The 17,726-nt window shown below is 68.3% G+C and carries 13 protein-coding genes and 2 pseudogenes; 4 read left to right on the top strand and 11 right to left on the bottom strand.

The genetic code is table 11. The features are described from left to right. Window positions 1-222: 222 nt before the first annotated feature. From ABZT06_RS41660 to ABZT06_RS41640, 5 genes are all read right to left on the bottom strand, one after another. Entirely contained in the window at window positions 223-1,320 is a 1,098-nt protein-coding gene (locus tag ABZT06_RS41660; protein WP_355753090.1) for an integrase core domain-containing protein, read from the bottom strand. Between the two features lie 2,010 nt (window positions 1,321-3,330). Next, on the bottom strand, window positions 3,331-3,747 hold the full coding sequence (locus tag ABZT06_RS41655; RefSeq protein WP_355753089.1) for a hypothetical protein: 417 nt from the start codon (window positions 3,745-3,747) through the stop codon (window positions 3,331-3,333). 9 nt (window positions 3,748-3,756) lie between these two features. Continuing rightward, entirely contained in the window at window positions 3,757-4,131 is a 375-nt protein-coding gene (locus tag ABZT06_RS41650) for a PIN domain-containing protein (protein ID WP_355753087.1), read from the bottom strand. After that, window positions 4,128-4,382: a hypothetical protein gene (locus ABZT06_RS41645; protein WP_355753085.1), complete on the bottom strand. Its 255-nt coding sequence runs from the start codon at window positions 4,380-4,382 to the stop codon at window positions 4,128-4,130. The genes ABZT06_RS41650 and ABZT06_RS41645 overlap by 4 nt, the downstream gene beginning before the upstream one ends. Beyond that, window positions 4,379-6,841 (bottom strand): Orn/Lys/Arg decarboxylase N-terminal domain-containing protein, encoded by a 2,463-nt coding sequence (locus tag ABZT06_RS41640; RefSeq protein WP_355753083.1) that lies wholly within the window; start codon window positions 6,839-6,841, stop codon window positions 4,379-4,381. Before ABZT06_RS41640 ends, ABZT06_RS41645 begins: the two co-directional genes overlap by 4 nt. 295 nt (window positions 6,842-7,136) lie before the next feature. Here ABZT06_RS41640 and ABZT06_RS41635 point away from each other — a divergent pair, with 295 nt between their 5' ends. After that, window positions 7,137-8,357, top strand: a complete 1,221-nt coding sequence (locus ABZT06_RS41635) for an ISAs1 family transposase (RefSeq protein ID WP_355753081.1) — start codon at window positions 7,137-7,139, stop codon at window positions 8,355-8,357. Between the two features lie 11 nt (window positions 8,358-8,368). On the opposite strand, the pseudogene ABZT06_RS41630 reads toward ABZT06_RS41635, so the two are convergent. Together ABZT06_RS41630 and ABZT06_RS41625 are read right to left on the bottom strand one after the other, a co-directional pair. Next, window positions 8,369-8,875: pseudogene (locus tag ABZT06_RS41630) on the bottom strand (transposase family protein); the annotation flags it as partial. Window positions 8,876-8,920: 45 nt separating this feature from the next. Next, window positions 8,921-10,114 carry an IS256 family transposase gene (locus ABZT06_RS41625; protein ID WP_355753079.1) on the bottom strand — a complete coding sequence of 398 codons (1,194 nt, stop codon included), beginning with the start codon at window positions 10,112-10,114 and terminating at the stop codon, window positions 8,921-8,923. 246 nt (window positions 10,115-10,360) lie between these two features. Here ABZT06_RS41625 and ABZT06_RS41620 point away from each other — a divergent pair, with 246 nt between their 5' ends. Together ABZT06_RS41620 and ABZT06_RS41615 are read left to right on the top strand one after the other, a co-directional pair. Continuing rightward, window positions 10,361-10,870 (top strand): hypothetical protein, encoded by a 510-nt coding sequence (locus tag ABZT06_RS41620; protein ID WP_355753077.1) that lies wholly within the window; start codon window positions 10,361-10,363, stop codon window positions 10,868-10,870. 488 nt (window positions 10,871-11,358) lie between these two features. After that, the gene (locus ABZT06_RS41615; RefSeq protein WP_355753075.1) at window positions 11,359-12,135 is read left to right on the top strand and encodes a hypothetical protein; all 777 of its coding nucleotides are present in this window, start codon (window positions 11,359-11,361) and stop codon (window positions 12,133-12,135) included. A gap of 61 nt (window positions 12,136-12,196) precedes the next feature. On the opposite strand, the pseudogene ABZT06_RS41610 reads toward ABZT06_RS41615, so the two are convergent. Together ABZT06_RS41610 and ABZT06_RS41605 are read right to left on the bottom strand one after the other, a co-directional pair. Further along, window positions 12,197-12,289 (bottom strand): annotated as a pseudogene (locus tag ABZT06_RS41610) (IS5/IS1182 family transposase); the annotation flags it as partial. 461 nt (window positions 12,290-12,750) lie between these two features. Then, a complete protein-coding gene (locus ABZT06_RS41605) occupies window positions 12,751-13,113 on the bottom strand; it encodes a hypothetical protein (protein ID WP_355753073.1) in 363 nt (120 codons plus the stop codon). Between ABZT06_RS41605 and ABZT06_RS41600 the strand changes: the two genes are divergently transcribed. Then, the gene (locus ABZT06_RS41600; RefSeq protein WP_355753072.1) at window positions 13,108-13,740 is read left to right on the top strand and encodes a hypothetical protein; all 633 of its coding nucleotides are present in this window, start codon (window positions 13,108-13,110) and stop codon (window positions 13,738-13,740) included. The two genes, ABZT06_RS41605 and ABZT06_RS41600, sit on opposite strands and share 6 nt — an antisense overlap. A gap of 775 nt (window positions 13,741-14,515) precedes the next feature. Here the strand turns inward: ABZT06_RS41600 and ABZT06_RS41595 are convergent. Both ABZT06_RS41595 and ABZT06_RS41590 read right to left on the bottom strand, forming a co-directional pair. Continuing rightward, a complete protein-coding gene (locus ABZT06_RS41595; RefSeq protein ID WP_355753070.1) occupies window positions 14,516-15,037 on the bottom strand; it encodes a hypothetical protein in 522 nt (173 codons plus the stop codon). Between the two features lie 745 nt (window positions 15,038-15,782). Continuing rightward, entirely contained in the window at window positions 15,783-17,159 is a 1,377-nt protein-coding gene (locus ABZT06_RS41590) for an IS1380 family transposase (protein WP_355753068.1), read from the bottom strand. Between the last annotated feature and the right edge of the window lie 567 nt (window positions 17,160-17,726).

Here is a 17,726-nt window from a genome sequence, read left to right as displayed (position 1 = left end):
GAGACGACACCCGGGCCCTCAACCTGCCCCGCCTCAGCCACCGACAACGAAATGGGCCCCCGACTCCGTCGGCGGCCCATCACGAAAGATCGAGGCTAACAAGCAGATGAAGCCCCTGGTTTATGGGTTTTCGACCAAGAGAACCGTCTCCACCAGAGGCTTCGAACGCTTCTACCCGTCCGGCGTCGACGCTGCCCCTGCCGAAAACCTCATCCGACCAGCTCAGACGGCATGTTGGTACTCGTGGAGGATGCCGCCGAGTCGTTCGCGTCGTCGTATGTCGAGGCGGGTGATCTGCTCCGGATCGGTGACCAGAACCGGCAACGGGTGCAGCGGGCGGGCGTTGGCGATGCCCTGATGGGGCCGGTGGGAGTTGTAGAAGTCTTCGAATTCCCGTAGTGCGTGGAGCAGGTGGCGCTGGTTCCAGATCAGGGTGCGGTCCAGCAGCTCGCGCCGGCAGGTCTGCACCCACCGTTCTATGATCGAGTTCATGCGCGGCATCCGGACGCCGCTGAGCACCACCTCGATCCCCGCATCGTTGAGGACTGCGTCGAACAGGGCGGGGAACTTCCCGTCCCGGTCCCGGATCAGGAACCTGACCCGGCAGCCCGCGTCCTCCAGGTCCATGACGAGGTTCTTCGCGGCCTGCGTCACCCACGGGGCGGTGGGGTGCGCGGTGGCGCCGAGGATCCGGATGCGCCGGCTGGCGTGCTCGATCACCGCGAACACATACATCCGCGCCCCGGACAAGGTGACCGTCTCCAGGAAGTCGCACGCCAGCAGGGCGTCGGCCTGGGAGCGCAGGAAGTTTGCCCACGTGCTCGTAGCGCGCTCGGGTGCCGGATCGATCCCGGCCTCCTGGAGAATCTCCCAGACGGTGGAGGCGGCCACCTTGATCTGGAGAACGAGCAGCTCGCCGTGGATGCGGCGATATCCCCAACCGGGGTTCTCCCGGGCAAGCCGCAACACCAAGAGCCGGATGGAACGCACCGTCCGCGGCCTTCCCGGGCGCTTGGGCCGGGACCGGGCAGCGTGGCGGCGTGCGACCAGATCGCGGTGCCAGCGCAGCACCGTGTCCGGACGGACCAGCAACCGAACCCTGCGCAGCACCTCCGACGGCAGGGGGTGCAGCAACGCCGCCAAGAACGCACGATCGCTCCGGGAGAACCGCACCCTGGCGTTGCCGAGTTGGCGCTCCAGCACCGTGATCTGATGGCGCAGAGCGAGGATCTCCGTGTCCTTGGCCGGGTCGCTCATCGGCAACAGGCGCAGCACGGCGAACGCGTTCGCCACGGTCAGGTAAGCCAGTCGCAACAGCACGGTTGACCATCATGCCGGGGCGATCACCAACCGAGCGAGAGGACCCATCCGAGCGCCCGCGACCCAGACCCCCGCACACCGGCTCCCAACAGGGCGGATGAGATATTCGGCAAGGGCAGCGTCGGCCGTAGACGAGGCCGCCGACGAGGCTGCCGAGGGAGAAGGCGGCGAACGCGTACCCGGAGGAGCCGAGGCTGGAGAAGGCGGTGGAGGCTTCCGGGATGATGACGTTCAGACCGCCCGCGCACAGGCCCAGCGTGATGATGGGGATCACGATGCCCTGTCCGTCCCGGGAGCGGATGAGGGACAGGCCGCCGGGTGCAGTGCCTGTGTCGGTGGTCGGTGGTGCGGTCGTCTCGGCGCCGAGTGTGGGCAGGCCGCGCAGGACGCGGTGGAGCCCGGCGGCGGCGAGCGGCAGGAGCAGGGCGCCGGCCAGCAGTGTCCATCGGGCGTCGGCCAGGGCCAGTGCCGCGCTGCCCAGGAGCGGGGCTGCGATGAAGGTGAGTTCTTCGACAGTCGAGTCCAGGGCGTGAGCGGCCTGCAGGAGTTGCTTGTCGGGGATCAGACGGGACCACAGGGATCTGAGCATCGGGGCGAGCGGCGGCAGCAGGGCGCCCGCGGAGACCGTGACGACGAGGGGGACCGGCCAGGCGCTCATCGCCAGGGTCGTGGCAGCGATGACGAACAGGAGCGCACTCGCCGCGGCCATGGCGAACATTGCCCAGGGGCCTCGTTGCGCGCACCACCGGGCGCGGGCCGGGCCGGGCAGGGCGATGGCGAGCATCAGCGCGCCCGAGGCGAGGCCGGCGGTGCCGATGCCGTGCCGTTGGGTGAAGGAGATCAGTACGGCGAAGGGGATGAGGCCGGAGGCGAGGCGGGTGAGGACGCCCAGGCCGAGCACGGTCTTGGCCTGGGGCACGGCGAGTACCGCACGGTAGCCGGGGGCGGCCGTTTCGCTCACGAGGCGGCTCCTGTCGGCTGGATGTGGGGGGGGTGAAGACGGGAACCTCGCGGGCGCCGCCCCACGCGCAGAGGGTCTGCAGGGCGCTCTGCAGGCGTTCGGGGTCGTGCCCGTCGGCAACCTGGTAGCCCTCGACCTGGGCTTGGCCCTTGCTGATGCGTACGGCGATGCGTCCGGTGATCTCAGTTCCCGAGAGCACCGGCCAGGCGCTGCATGCGCGGACGGTGCCAGATGAGCGAGTCGAACGGCGACAGGGGTGTGGTGAGGTCCTTGATGACCGCGGTTGTATGCAGTCGAGGCCGGGAGACCCATGCGGGTTCCGGCCATCCCTCGACGCGCGCAGGCTCGGCCTCATCCAACTCGGCCATGACCAGGGCGACTTGTTTGACCGGCAGGTGCGGAAGTAGTCCGCGACGTCAGCAGCGGTGGCGACACCGAGGGCGCGCAGAGCCACAGCGGCAAGTGCCCTCGCGCACTCGGCGGAGCTGAGAGTCGGCTCGCGCAGTTCCGTCGGGATGACGGTCTCGGCCAGCTGGTAGACCCGCTGCCAGCCGCGCCGGTGGACGCACGCGACGTCGCCGATGGCCAGCAGCCACTCCAGGGCCCATTTGTTCACCGAGGGCCGTTCCCACCCGCTGCCCTGGGCGCCGCCGACGTCGCTGACGGTCACCGCGCCGCGCTCGGCCAGGACCGTTCGGACGTGGTCACAGGCGGCGGCATCGACCGGGGGCCCACTCCAGCCGCGGGTCCGGTAGCCACGGCGGCGGAATTCGAACAGGGGCCACAGCTCGATCGGGATCAGGCTGGCGGCATGCCCCCAGTACTCGAACAGCATCGGTGGGCCGGAGTGACCGGTGAGCTGGGCGGCTGCTGCCGGCTCAACTCCCCGGGCCAGCTGGACCAGTTCGTGCGAGCGCCGCACCACGCTGATCGTGTCGAGCTGGATACAGCCCAGGGCTCGCAGCGTGGACAGCGCGCCGGGCTTGGGGGCGGGAAGGTGAAGGCCCTGGGCGCTGACGGCGATGGCCCGGGCTTCATGAAGGGACAGTTCATGCACCGGCGGTCTCTGCCTCCGCTTCGGATTCGTAGACTCCTTTGGCCTGCAGGGAGTCGGCGTGCAGCAGGACGATACGGGCCAGGGGCTGGCCGCGTCGCACCACGGCCCGGTCCGTGGGCCGAACCGCGATGCTCACACCGTTGTCCTGGGCCATGCGGGCGATGACGGTACTGGTCAGGATCCCGACGGGAACCTCCAGGCCCTCCAGGCCGGGCAGCGGCATCACGAGCAGGAAGTAACCGCGAGGAACGTCGGCCGCCCAGCCCAGGCGCCACTCGACGGTCCCGGCGCCGTTGGGCAAGAACATGTTCTCCCAGCCCCGCGGCGTGCGGAACTGGTGCAGATGCAGCCAGGGCGTTCCGTGGCCGTTGGTGAAGGTGAGGTACCAGTACAGCGCCCGCCAGGCCACCCGCCCGGGTCAAGTGGGGTTCAGCGGAGTGATGCCGGTACCCGCGTACAACTCAGGTTCCAACGACAGGACCGTCAGCGAGTCTCCCGCCTTCACCGCGTGCCAGGCGATCGCAGCAGCATGGGCCACCGGCCAGTCCACGTTTCCCCAGTCCATCGCATCCATTGCGTGCGCTGCAGTGAACGGAACATTCTCCGCGAACCGCAGAGATGCCGCATGCTTGCCTGCCCCCGCAACCTGCAGCTCGGCAGCGAGCACGGAGAGGGAGGGGATGATGACACGACCAGTGCCGCGCGAGGCCTCGATGTAGAGGCCCGTGAAGAAGGAGTTCGCGCGGTACAGGGCGGCCAGAGCCGTGTGGTCCAGGACGGCCGTTAGGTTCATGCGGCGGCGCCGCCCTGATGGGCACGGATCTTCGCCCAGGCATCCTGGCCGACCTGCTGAATCTGCTCGGTGTACTCAATACCAAGCTCACGGGCGGCCTCAACAGCACGCTGCTCCCGCTCGGCTTCCGTGAGCTCGCGCGCGGCGAGCGCCTCCAGCAGCTCGGTGATGGTGGTACCGCGTTCGTTGGCGAGGATGCGCAGCCGGTTGCGCACTTCCTCGCTGGTCTTGATGCTCGTCGGTTTGCTCATAGAGAGGATTCTACCGCCGGTAGAACTGTCGGGGCAGTGCCATCGAGGACGGCGCTGCCCCGACCTGGATGATCGGCCGCTGCCGCCCCGCTCTGGATGAGGCACTCGATCAGGTAGTCGCCCGTGCCTTCGTCGATGGTCACGCCGTGGGTCTCGCTGCGGAAGCCTGGGAAGCGGCGGTCGAAGGACTCCAGGGCGGTGAGATAGCGCAGCAGCGGGCCGTCGGGGGCGCCGACGGACTCGCCCGGCATCAGGACCGGGATGCCGGGCGGGGTGACCGTCACCATGGCGGCCGCCACCCGGCTGGCCGCCTCCGAGATCCGGACCCGTTCGGTGTCACCTCGCACCAGCCGCTGGTAACAGTGCTGAGGTGGCGCTACGGGCTGCGGGAGCTGCTGGAAGGCCGTATCCAAAAGCTCCACCAGGCGCACCGAGCGCAGTTGCTCGTGCATCTCCTGGCAGAGCCCGCGCAGGGTCAGACCCGCATACCGGCGGGGATGCGCAGCGACGGCCTCCGGCAGGACGCGCTCCAGTGGTGCGTCGGCGTCGTAGAGAGCCTTGAAATCCGTCAGGGCGTCCAGCAGCGTGCCCCACTTGCCCTTGGTGATGCCCATGGAAAACAGGATCAGTGTGGTGTAACTGTCGGTCTTCTCCACCACAATCTTCCGGGTGGCCAGATAGGCGGTGAGCACCCGGGCGGGGATGCCCTCCTCTGCCATCTCGCCCGTGGCGTTGATCCCCGGACAGGTCAGTGTGACCTTGACGGGGTCCAACATGCAGTGGCCCTCGGTCAGCCCGGGGAAACCGTGCCAGTCGGCGCCGGGCTCCAGCAGCCAGCAGGACTGCTCGGTGCGCAGCAGTTCCGGCGGAGCTTCCTCGAACGACAGCCGTTCGCCGGTCACCGGATCGGTGATCGTGTCCGGCTGCCACACCCCGAAGAACCACGGCGGCCGGTCTCCGGCGTTCTCGATCCGCCGTCGCAGGCGCACCATCTCCTGACGGAAGCGGATCGCCTCGGTTACCGCCTCGTCGATCAGCCACTCGCCCTGCGGGCCGTCCATCATCGCCGTCGCCACGTCGAGCGAGGCGATCATGGGGTAGAGGGGTGAGGTGGTGCCGTGCATCATCAGCGCCTCGTTGAACCGGTCATGCTCCACCGGTGCCCGCGGTGCGGGCCGCACGTGCACCATCGCGCTCTGCGACAGCGCCGCCAGCAGCTTGTGTGTGGACTGGGTGGCGAACACGGTCGGGCGGTCCGGGCCGGGCAATGCCTCCTCGTCCACCGACATGCCGTACCGGCCGGCGTAGAGCGGGTGGAAACGGGCGTACGCGAACCACGCCTCGTCGAAGTGCAACCGGGGCGTGCTGGCGGCGAACGCGCGAGCGGTGGCTACGGCATCGTAACTGAGGCCGTCGTAGGTGGAGTTGGTGAACACCGCGTACTGCGGGTGCGGGGACACCGCGTGCTCGGTGAGCGGGTGTGCGGCGATCCGGGCCGTCACCGCGTCCGCGGCGATCTCGGCCGGGGGCAGCGGTCCCGCCAGGCCGTAGCCGTTGCGGGTGGGCACGAGGTAGACGGGCCGGGCGCCCGAGACGACCAGGCCCTGCAGCACGGACTTGTGGCAGTTGCGGTCCACCAGCGCGATCTCGTCGCGGGTGACACTGAAATGGCCGACCAGGCGGTTGCACGTGGAGTCGCCGTGCAGCACGAAGTAGGTCAGGTCGGAGCCGAACACACGGGCCGCGTTGCGCTCCGCCTCACCGATCGGGCCGGTGTGCTCGAACAGTGAGCCCAGTTCCTCGACCGAGATCGACAGGTCGCTGCGCAGCAGCCGCTCCCCGAAGTAGTCGTGGAAGGCGCGTCCCGCCGGCGACTTGAGGAAGGCGACACCGCCGGAGTGGGCCGGGGTGTGCCAGGAGAATTCGTGGGCGTCGTCGAAGCGGCGCAGCGCCCGGAAGAACGGCGGCAGCACGGATTCTCGATACGCGCGGGCGGCGGTGGTGATGCGGCCCGCGATGAAGACCGGGGTGTCCTCCAGCGGCCAGACGTAGCCCACGACAGACTCGGACACCCACAGCGGCAGGTCACCCACACCCTCGCCGGACATCACCAAGAAGACCGGCAGATCCCTGAAACGGCGGCCGATCCGGCGCAACACGGCGCTGCCGCCCGGAGTTCCGTCGAGGGTGCAGTCCTGCCGGGCGAGAGAGCGGGACGGCGCGGCTAGCGCGGCGCCGGGCCCGTCACCGGAGACGCCGGGAAGGTCCCAGGCCACCAGCGCAGCAGCCAGACCAGCCTCGGTGCGCAGTACAGCGCCCGCGTCCTCCGCCGTGACCGCCCACCGGACTTCGAAACCACCTGCCTCGATCGCGTCCCGGATCATCCGCAACTGCTGGGGTCCGGCGCCCTCGCCTCGAGGGTGTTCCGGTACCGCGACCAGGATCCTGCTGTCGGCCATGCGCTCTCCCACCCTGTTCGGAGGCGCCCCGACCGCCCCACGCCAGTCTCCTAGGGGCGCACCGGGCAGAACGGCGGCGGGACGGCAAACCACCGCTACGACGGAAACCGCCGTTCCGAAGTTGACTTTTGCGACAGGGCCTAACTTGATCTTTAACCCGTGCGGCGGCAGGGCGGTTGCAAGTTCCGGAATCGCGTAGATCGTCTGCGCTCAGAGGGAGTTGACGTGGCAACAGCACAGGCACGAGACCGGTGATCATCAGGGTGTCTACGCCAGCTGATCACATCGAGGTCCCGTGCCTGCCGCTCCATCCTCCCCGATCCCTGCCGTCCTGGTGAAACTGGGCCCCTTCCACCAGCACGACACCAGCCGTCTGCCCGCCCACCTCCAGCGCGTACCCGACCCGCGTTCGCGTCGCGGGCGGTGGTATCCCCTGGCCGGGTTGCTGCTGATCTGCGCCTGCGCAGTCGCCTCCGGCGCCCGGACCATCACCGAGATCACCGAGTGGGGACAGCGCGCCACCACCACGGTGCTGGAACAACTCGGCATCCGCCGGCACCTGCCCGGGCGTCGACGCGCCCCGTCCCATGCCACCCTCACCCGACTCCTGGCCGCCCTCGACGGCGATGCCCTGGACACCGTGGTCGGCACCTACCTGGCCGAACGCGACCACCACACTGTCGGCTCCGGCTCGGCGCCGCGGCCGGCGATCGCGGTGGACGGCAAGGCGCTGTCTGGCTCCGCGCACCGAGCCCAGCGCCACCGGCACCTGCTGTCCGCCGTCACCCACGCCCCCACCGTCACCCTGGCCCAGCGGGAAGTGGGAGCCAAGACCAACGAGACGGCCGCCTTCCGTCCGCTACTGGAACCACTTGACCTGGCCGGCACCGTGGTCACCTTCGACGCCCTGCACAGCGTCAAGGACCAGGTGCGCTGGCTGGTGCAGGAGAAGAAGGCCCACTACATCGCCGTGATCAAGGGAAATCAGCCGACCGCGTCGGCCCAGCTCAAGGCACTGCCGTGGGAGCAGGTGCCCGTGGCGCACACCGTTTCCGGGACCGGACACGGCCGGCGGGAGTCCCGCTCGGTCAAGACCATGGCCATCGCGGCGAACCTGGGCGGGATCGCCTTTCCGGAAGCGCGACTGGCCCTGCGCATCCACCGACGCCGCCAGGAGAGCGGCAAGCGGCAGACCCGGGAGACGGTCTACGCCGTCACCAGCCTCGATACACACCAGGCCAGCCCCGCCGAGTTGGGCGGATACGTGCGCGGGCACTGGGGAATCGAAAATTCCAGCCATCACGTCAGAGATGTGGTGTTCGCCGAGGACGCCTCCACCGTCCACACCGGCAGCGCGCCGCGAGTGATGGCCGCTTTGCGGAACCTGGCAATCGGCAGGCTGCGGCTGCTGGGAGCGGACAACATCGCCAAGACCACCCGAGCGATCCGGGACGCACCCGAACACGCCGTCTGGATCTGGGGCATCACCGACAGCCCACTCCTACCGGGAACTTGAAGCCGCCCTGCGTGCATCCGCCCCGGCCGGGTCACGCCCGAGAACAGTGTGCGGCCCTGATGGTCGCTGAACGTGGTCGTCTTGATGGTGTTCTGCTTTTTCTTGCCGGAGACGAACGCCTTGCGCCCAGGGCGCCCTGCCTGTGGGCGTCTGACCTGGACTTCCGTGCCGTCCATGCGGATCTCGACGCCCTCGGCCCCGGCATAGGCGAACAAGTCCTCCAGGGTGCGGATCCGCAGGCCCGGACGGTCGGGGACGGCGAAGCCGCGGGCCGCGAGCAGGGGCCTGACTTCCCGGATCGCGGTGGAGATGGTCGAGCGGTCGACTTCGAACAGCTCGGCCAGGGCGGCGTGCGGCAGCCCGAGGCGCAGGCAGACCAGGGTGGCCAGCAGCCGGTCGGCGAAGACCAGCCGCTGCTTGCGCCCCGCGCCCACGGCGCGCCGCCGGGCGCCACCACGTCGCTCACACAGCGCGGACTCGCGGGCCGCTTCCCACCGGGGTGCGAGTTCTTCGAGCAACTCGCGGGTGTGTCAATTTAACGGCTGATCTTGGTTGTTGAGTGGTCAGTTGTTGCTCGGGGTCAGGCGACCCTCGAAGGCGATCTGGAACGCGTTCAGGGGTGCTTTCCAGCGCATGGTCCACCGCCTGCGGCCCTTGCCCGTTGGGTCCAGGCTCATCAGCGCCATATAGATGCACTTGAGGGCGGCGGCCTCGTTGGGGAAGTGCCCGCGGGCGCGGACGGACCTACGGATACGGGCGTTGACGCTTTCGATCGCGTTCGTGCTGCAGATGACCTTGCGGATCTCGACGTCGAAAGAGAGGAAGGGCACGAACTCGGCCCAGGCGTCCGACCACAGCTTCACGATCGCCGGATACTTCCGGCCCCACGCTTCCTGGAACTCCAGGAAGCGTTCCGTGGCTGCGTCCTCGCCGGGTGCGGTGTAGACGGGCCTGAGGGCCCCTGCGACCTTGTCCCAGTCCTGACGGGCGGCGTAACGGAACGAATTCCGCAGCAGGTGAACCACACACGTCTGGACAATCGTGCGAGGCCAGACGACGGCCTCCACCGCATCGGGAAGGCCCTTGAGCCCGTCGCAGACCAGCATCAGCACGTCGTCCAGGCCGCGGTTCTTCAGCTCCGTGAACACGTGCAGCCAGTACTTCGCGCCCTCGCCGCCGTCGCCGGCCCAGATGCCGAGGATGTCGCGGGTGCCGTCCACAGTCACCGCCATCACCACGTAGATGGGACGGTTCGCGACCTTCCCGTCCCTGATCTTGACGTTGATGGCATCCACGAATCCGCCATGCCGTCCATGACCTTGTCGGTGATGGTGGAGATGGTCTGCTTGGAGACCTCCGCCCCGTAGACCTCGGCCAGGTGAGCGGCGATCTCCCCCATGGGTGAGGCCCTTCGCCGAGAGCGACAGGACCATCTCGTCCACCCCTGTCAGCCGCCGCTGCCGCTTCTTGACGATCTGCGGCTCGAACGTGCCCGAGGTGTCACGCGGGACTTTCACCTCGACCGGCCCGACGTCGGTCAGCACCGTCTTGGCCCGGCTCCCGTTGCGGGAATTGCCGCTGCCCCGGCCGCCGGCATCGTGTTTCTCATAGCCGAGGTGATCGGTGATCTCACCTTCCAGGGCCGATTCCAGGACCCGCTTGGTCAGCTGTTGCAGCAGCCCGCCCTGCCCGGTCAGCTGCAGTCCCTCCGACCGGGCCCGTTCCACCAGCAACGCGACCAGCTGCTCGTCGGACACGGGCTCAGGCTGCCCCAACTGGGCACTCTCGACAGGCTCCACGGTCTCCAACTCCACGGCGGCGTCAGTGACTTGACGTCTCTCCCATGATCGTCGGATCCGCCGTTAGATTTACATTCCCAGGCACAGCAGCAACATCAAGAACCGCGTCGGGAATGCTCACGTCTCCGTTGGTGAATGTCATGTCCCAGCAGCCGATGGGGGCTCAGCGACCATGTGCGATACGACGATGTGCTTTTTCGGTAAATGGGTGAGGCGCCGGTGACGACGAGCGGTGGGCTTCGACCGGGCCAGTCGATGATGTGGATGGTCAGTTCGTTCTTCCAACTGGACGGTGAACCCGTCGGAGCGTTCGCGGCGCAGGCCGGCCCTGGTCGTCAGCATGTGTTGGGCAGCACGGACCGAGTCGGCGACGACCCCCGTCTGGTCGTCGACTTCAATGAGGGGCAGCCCCTGCTGTCGGCGCATGGACAGCCGGTGGGAGAGCGTCATGGGAACACCGTGCTGCTGTGGGAAGCGGAGTACCGCATCCGCCGTGCTCGATTCCGCAGAAAGCTGCACTTTTCCGTAACATCCGAAGAACGAACCATCCTTGATGTCAGGGAGACGTCCCGGCCCGACCGCACTGTCCACACATACGTCACCCGCAGCGATCCCGCGCTCGACCCGGTTGCCGTGCTCGGCCTCATCCTGCTGGAGGCACGGCCCGACAAGATGTCGGTCCTCAACGAGCTGCTCGAGAGGCGACAGACGTAACGGCTTGTGCGGAGTCGGCGTCCAGGCCGGGAAAACCGGTGCGAGCCCGCGCGGCGCAGAGTGGCGGGTCCTCGCGCAGCGCAGCCTCGACGCGATTGGAACTGCGCCCCCCTTGGGAGTCGCACCGCAAGTCCGACCATTTTCTGGCTTTCACCGCGCTGGCAGCTGCCCTTATCTGTTACCGCAGACTCCCCAAATGAAATGGCCTGTTAAACCGTTACAACACCCGACGCCGTCACTCCCACCTCGGACAACGCAGCCCAATCACTTACGAGACAGCGTCCGAAACAACATCAACTACGCTGACACCAGCCGCATAACCCGTGTCCAGGATTCGGAGTCAAGGCCCGTGGGGCTCTACCCCACACCCCAGCCCTTCGGCCTGCCGTTGTCGGATGGTGCCGGAAGACGTAAGGAGGCCGAGTGTGCGTTGGAGACCTGGCAGGAAGGCAGGCCGTCGCCGGGACGGGGATGGACCGCATGAGGATGTGTTCTCTTCGCAAGCTGTCTCACATCCGTGGGATGTCCGGGATGAGCGCTGGCGCGAGTGGTTGCGGCGTTCGCGGGTCGGGGTCGACCTGGTCGCGTGGTGGGATGGCGGCGACATACGCAGTCGTATCGGCGACATGCCGTACCGCGAGCGCCTTGTCGACCTGCTGTCCCGGGCCTCGCCTCGGGACTGCGCCGCGATGGGCCTGGGCTGCAGTCTCCGTATCGACCGGTCGTGCCGGGAGCCGGAGACCTGCGGCCAGGATCCCATCGGTCTCTCCGCCGCCAGTGCCGCTCCGTATCGTGTGGGTCCGGTGCCAGGTGCCTGCGGTTCCTTCGTGGACTGCTGGAGCGATTTGGAACTGCATGTGGAATTCTCCGCCGACGACCGCCACCGGGCCGTGCACATGAGCGACCGGAACCGCTCGGGCGAGGTCGGCGTGTGGGTGGACGGCGTTCGGCTGATGGTGGACGCCTGGCTGGATCAGTCCGGGTACTGGGTGGGCGATCGGTTTTACGTGCTGCAGGCAGCGGGCCCGGAAGACCATCCCGAGCAGCAGATCGCCCTCGGCCTGCTCGGCTACAGGATTCTCTCGCTCGTGATCCACGACGCCTGGCGGAGGACGACACGCGTATTGGTCCCGGATGCCTCGGAGACATGGACCAATCCGTTCGTGCGGCTGGAGAGCGATCAGTTGCACCTGTACGCGGACGAATCCGCGGTCACGGGTGACCGGCCCGACCGATCGGTGCCTGCCGAATCGCCACTGCCTTGACCCGTCCCGGCCGACAAAGCCTCGGACTGGCCGCCCAGCCGCGATACAGGCGATATCCACCTCGGCGGAACGCGGTGACGCCCGACGGGCCGAAACCTGGCGGAAGCTGGTTCCACGTGCATCCTGACGTGGCGAGGATCTGTAAAGCGAGCAGCCCTGTCTCACATTCGGTGGTAACGGTAAGTAGCTACCGTGGCTGGCAGTAACACCCCCAGAACAGCATGGGTGAAGCGACCGTCGCCATTGTGCACGCGCCGCTCGACGACGCCTCTGCGACTCTGTCATGTCCGAAGGACGTCAGCGGACACTCTGGCGGTTGCCGGCTCACCCCTCTGAATGTCAGGTTGATCAGTGCTGGAATGCCGTCACCATGTCGCGTGCGGGCCCGGGTGGATCTCGGCGACACCAGCCAAAGCCCCTTCTGGTCATGCCGTGCGCTCCATCTCCACCGCGACTGCTGCGGCTTCGGGTTGTCCCGCCACAGAATGGCTCCTGACACACCGATGTCGGCGCCCCACGTCGCACGCCCGATCCGCGGCCGCCTCGCGCCCGTCATGACCGCTCCCATGGCGCATAGCCGAGATCCAGGTGCGCAAGCCGGGACAGCCGGGTGACCTAGTCGACGAAGGCACTCGTGAACAGGCGCCTGGCCGACCTCTCGCCGTACCGGTCGATGTGGTCAAACACGGCCTGGCGATCGTGGGCGGCGCGCGTACGCCAATCCAGGACCTGCTCGCGGGTCAGGTCCTCGAGGACCAGCCCCTGGCCGCCGTCGACAACGTCCGGATCCACAGCGGGAACGGCGGCCGGACGGGGCGCAGGCAGCACGACCGGGGCCACCGACGCGGCCCGGACTTCGGAGGCCGATCGCGCGGCCGCCGCTTCGGCCCGGGCCCGAGCTGCGGCCGCCTGCCGGGCACGGACCTGCTCCCACTCGCGGGCCTTCGCCCACGCCCTGGCCGTCACGGTCTCGTGCATCTGGCGCCTGAGGGGCTGTCCACTCGGGCAGCCACGGAGATCCGGCGCCGGCGCAGCCACACCGTGCCGATCGGTGTGCACGCACGCGACTTCACCGCGAAGCCTCCCACCGCGTCCACGTCGGCCACGGCAGTACCGGACACGCCTGAGGACCGCACCGAGCTGGTGAAAGCACTGGGCGAGGCCCTGGCCGGCCGCGCAAGCGTGACGCCACTGCAACGCTGTCTGGACCGGCTCGAAGCAGCCACCCGGGAGGGAGCCACCGCCCAGGAGAACGAACTCATGCGGCAGGCCTCCGACGTGCTGCTGCGCCTGCGCCGCGGCGTCGGTGCTGCCGCACTTGCCCGGCCACAGCGCAAGAAGCCGAACCGCCCGCTCCCCGCACCCGCCGCCGCAGCGCCTGCCGGGAAGACAAGCACCCGCCAGGTGAAGAACGGGCCGCGCCAGGAGCGGCAGGCCCGTCGCGCGGCGGTCCGGCAGGCGAGGAACATCCTGCAGCGCCTCACCCAGCCCGTGCTTTCCGTATGCCGTCACGGGCTGACATATGGCACTCGCGAACGGACTTCGCAGAGCAGTCCCAACTCGGCGACATCCTCGACGTCTGGCCGGACACTCCGGTCAACGTGACTGCCGCGCTGACGCAGGTGGTCCCGTCGCTACGGGGGTAAACGACGGGACCGTCAGCCACGGTCCCACAGCCTGCTGCCGCAACGGGCCATCCGATCCGAATCGCCGTCTTCCGCAGGCCCTTATGGCGCATCGAGACACGACCGTCCTCCGCAAGCCACCGCCTCACGGCGCCTCTTGGTCTCCTCCATGCAGCCGGGCGCCCCTCGCCGGGGGCGCGCGTAATGACCAACACGCCCCGTTGGGCGCCCGAGCGCCCCGCCTGCCCTCGGCGTGCGCTCCGGCGCTAGCAGTACGGTCAGGCGCGGCATGGGGTGCGGGATAACCCATTGGACAGAAGTTGCGTTGTTGCATGCGGCGATATCCAGCGAGGCACGCCTGGACCCTGGATGATGGGTAACTAATCAGTGACGGTAAGTGAAGAGAGGCGATGCCGTGGGGGCCGCGATGACCGCACAGGAAACTGACCAGACGGAGGGGCTCCCTCCGCACCGCTTCCCTGCGCACCACCCGAGCGGCGGACACCGGCGTCCGCGTTCCCGGGACGGCCAGACCCTGTCGTCCGCCATGTTCACTGCCGCCTGTACGGTCTTCGGGCTCGCCGTGGCGACGGCGACGTCTTTCGCCGTGCCCAGTTCCGTGCGCACGCCAGTGTTTTTCGCCGTCCAGGTGGGGGCGACCCTTCTGGGAGCAGCCCTGGGGCTGCTGCGCCGACCGCGCCCTGCGGCGGAGGATGCCCTTTGGAGCGCCGGGGGCGGGCATCAGGGCACGACGGTCAACGGCGGCGGTGCGATCCCCGGCGCCGGCTAGAACGGCTGCCGCCTCGCTGTCCTCCCGTTCCGCCGTTCGCCTCGGCGCGGCCGGCGCTGCGGCGTCTGATCACGGTCATCGCACCTGCGCCGCCGGCCGATGTCACGGTGCCGGTGGCGATCGCCCAGCCGGGGACACCGACCGCGTGGGTGACCATCACGATGCCGATCACCGACGCCGACGGCAGCAGCACGAGGAATGCGAGCTGGAACACGGCGGGCCATGCCGTGTCGTTTTTTGCGAGGAGTCGTTCGGAAAGACGGTCCAGAAAGTCCAGAACGTTTGCAGGCGGAGTATCCGAACGGTCATTTGCCGTGCCGGTTCTCCGATCATAGATATTTGCATTACCAGCAGAAGACCGCTGTCCGGCCTGCCGCCGACCTGAAGCACGGCTCCCGTTCGGGCGCGCGCCGTTCTGTGACGGGATATCTGGTACGCCAGAGCCGGACTCAGGCATGCCCGATGCCGTGGAAAAAGGATCGGGCATCTGGAACTCCTGACTGATACACACCAACATGAAGCAGCGGGCGTCACCGCTGCCACACCGAACGGCCCCTCAGCCGTCGGTAACGGGCACGATGCAGACGCACCAGGCACAGCCTGAGTCGATCTCCCGGTCGACATTGCCTGTCCGCGCGCCGTCCCGGTCATTGGACCCGTGGGAGAGCCGCGTACGGACGGGAACACAATCTATAGCTCCAAGGCTCCCGGCATGTGCGCGCTCAGAAATGCGGCACTGGTAATAGGGAACCTCTTGTGACCCGACGCTCAGCACCATGACCCGCTATGTACCTGTGTGGACTCTGCGCATCCGCATCAGGTTCCTCAACAGCGCCCGTTTCACCCCGGGGAGTGACCCCGCGCGCCCGCACAGCAGTTCAGGCACGGCGACCTTCCGCAGCACCGGGAGTAGCTTGATACTGGTGAGTCAGAAATATCGGTAAAGTACTCCTGAGAGCGCGATCTTCATATGTGGTGCACAAGGCCCGCCGACACCGGTCCACACGCAGCTCATCTGGCCGAACCGGGCAGGGCAGAGTGGTTCAACCCACGACCAAGAGGGCCGCATTAGCCTCGAGTTTCGTGACGGGCCGCCGACGGAGTCGGTGGCCCGTTTTCGTGCCGCGGGCTGAGGGGTGGGCAGGTCGAGGGCCCGAGTGTCGTCTCGGGATGGCGCCGGGTTCCACTGCTCCGGTGTCGGGCTGCTCTCGTAGAGATAGGAAAGTTGCTGGTCAGCCGGGGTTGGGCAGTTGAGTGAGCCGGTCGAGGGCTGCAGTGATGTGGCCGGTCCAGGGCCAGTGCCGCGCCAGGCGGAGGGTTTGTCGACGGCCGGTGGTGACGAGTTGTCCGGCCGCGGTGAACAGGCGGAGCCGTAGTCGGCGGGGCTCCCAGCACCTGGCCTTGCCGGTCAGGGCGAGCATCGGCATCCAGGCCAGCAGGTCGAGCGCGATCTGGACGATCTCCAGCCAGATCCGGTTCTGGGCGGTGCGGTGCAGGGGCAGGTTGTGCAGGCCGGTGGCCCGGGCAGCGCGGATGCGGTCCTCGGCCCGGGCCCGCAGCCGGTGACGGAGCTCGAGTTCGGCGATCGGCCGATCCACGGTGTTGGTGGCGAAACAGGTCAGCCGCATGCCGTCCGCGTCCGTGAGCCGCAACTGGGCTCCGGGGTGCGGCCGTTCCTTCCTGACGATCAGCCGCATGTCGTTGGGCCAGCCGTCCAGGACGTCGCCGGTGAGTTCGGCGACCCAGGCGCCGTCGCGGATCTCGCCGCCGGTTTCGACGGCCGCCGTCCAGGCCGATGCCGGAACCTTCAGCACATGCTGGTGGATCGCGTCGGTGACCGTCATGCCGACCGAGTAGGACAGCCACCGTCCCCGCTGGGCGAGCCAGGCGACGAAGTCGTGGGTGCCGCCCGCGGAGTCGGTGCGGATCAGGGTCCGGCGCCCGCGCCGGTACTTCTTCGGCAGCTGGGCCAGCGCCTGTCGGGTGGCGGTGATGTGGTCGGAGGCGGTGTTCGAGCCCGCGTTTCCGGGTCTGAGCAGGGCCGCGACCGGCTCACCGGTGCCGCCCGGTCCGTGGTCGACGAACCCCATCAGCGGGTGGTGACCGTAGGTCCGCTTCCAGGTGGGCGCGGCGTCCTCCTTGTCCGAGTGCGCGATCACCAGCACCCCGTCCAGATCGACGGTCACCGACCCGCCCCCATCGGGCGCTTCCCGGTCGGCCAACCGCCAGACCCGCTCACGTGCTTCGGCCCGCGCGGAACGGATCGCCGCCAGAGCTTTCCCGCCGGAAGCGGCGAGGGTGTCGACGAGGCGGGAGACCGTCGGGTCGGAGGCGACCGGCCCGAACACGGCCGGCTCGGCCCGCAGCATGGCGACATCCGCGAGGCAGTCCCCGCCCAGCGCGACCGCCAGGGCCACGTCCAGCAGGATCTTGCCCGGATCGTGCACCGTCCGGGCCTTCCGCCACGGCGTCAGCGCCGCTGATATCGCGGTGTCCAGACCGGCCTTGCGGACGGTCTCGACCAGCAGCACGCCCCCGGCCTGCGAGACCACCGTCCGGCCGCCGCCCTCGATGCGGACACGCGGGTACGACCCGATACGCTTCTTCACCTGGAGAGTGCTTCTTCCCATGCAGCCAACAGGACCCTAGACAAGTCCCATCGTTGCAGGTCAGGAGTGCTCTCCGCTTATTTGATCAAGCCTCGGACGCCCCACCTCGTGAAAGCGCGAGGTTAGCGGGTGAACCGGTGTCCGAAGAAGCCGTGGTCTACGGCCCCGGAACTTGGTTCGCGGCGTACGGCAACCGCTTCACGCGCTGAGAGCCACAGCCACCTGCTCGCAGTAGCTCTTGCGCAGCAGCCGGGTTGCCGCGATCAGCTCACGAATCCGCGTCTGACACGTAGGTGTGCGCGCCCGTGCGGCATTCGCCTCATGGGGCCCATGGTTCAACGGCCGTGTACGTAGGCGGAGCCTGCGATTCGGAGCGCAGTATGGGCGCCGCGACATTGCTCCCGGGCGGCTTCTAAGGCCGCCTCCGCTTCGGGTGAGAATCGTCCGTCGGTTACCGGGCCCAGGACGACGTTCGGCAGTTCCACGGCCGTCCGCCACGCGGTCTCTGCGGCACCCAGAAGTGCAGGATCCGAGACCACGAGGAGTCCGACCCTGTCGCGTGCGACA

The organism is Streptomyces sp. NPDC005483 (genome assembly GCF_040606035.1).
Classification (GTDB): Bacteria; Actinomycetota; Actinomycetes; order Streptomycetales; family Streptomycetaceae; genus Streptomyces.
The sequence above is the reverse complement of the archived record's forward strand: the minus strand, read 5'-3'. Positions and strand labels throughout refer to the sequence as shown.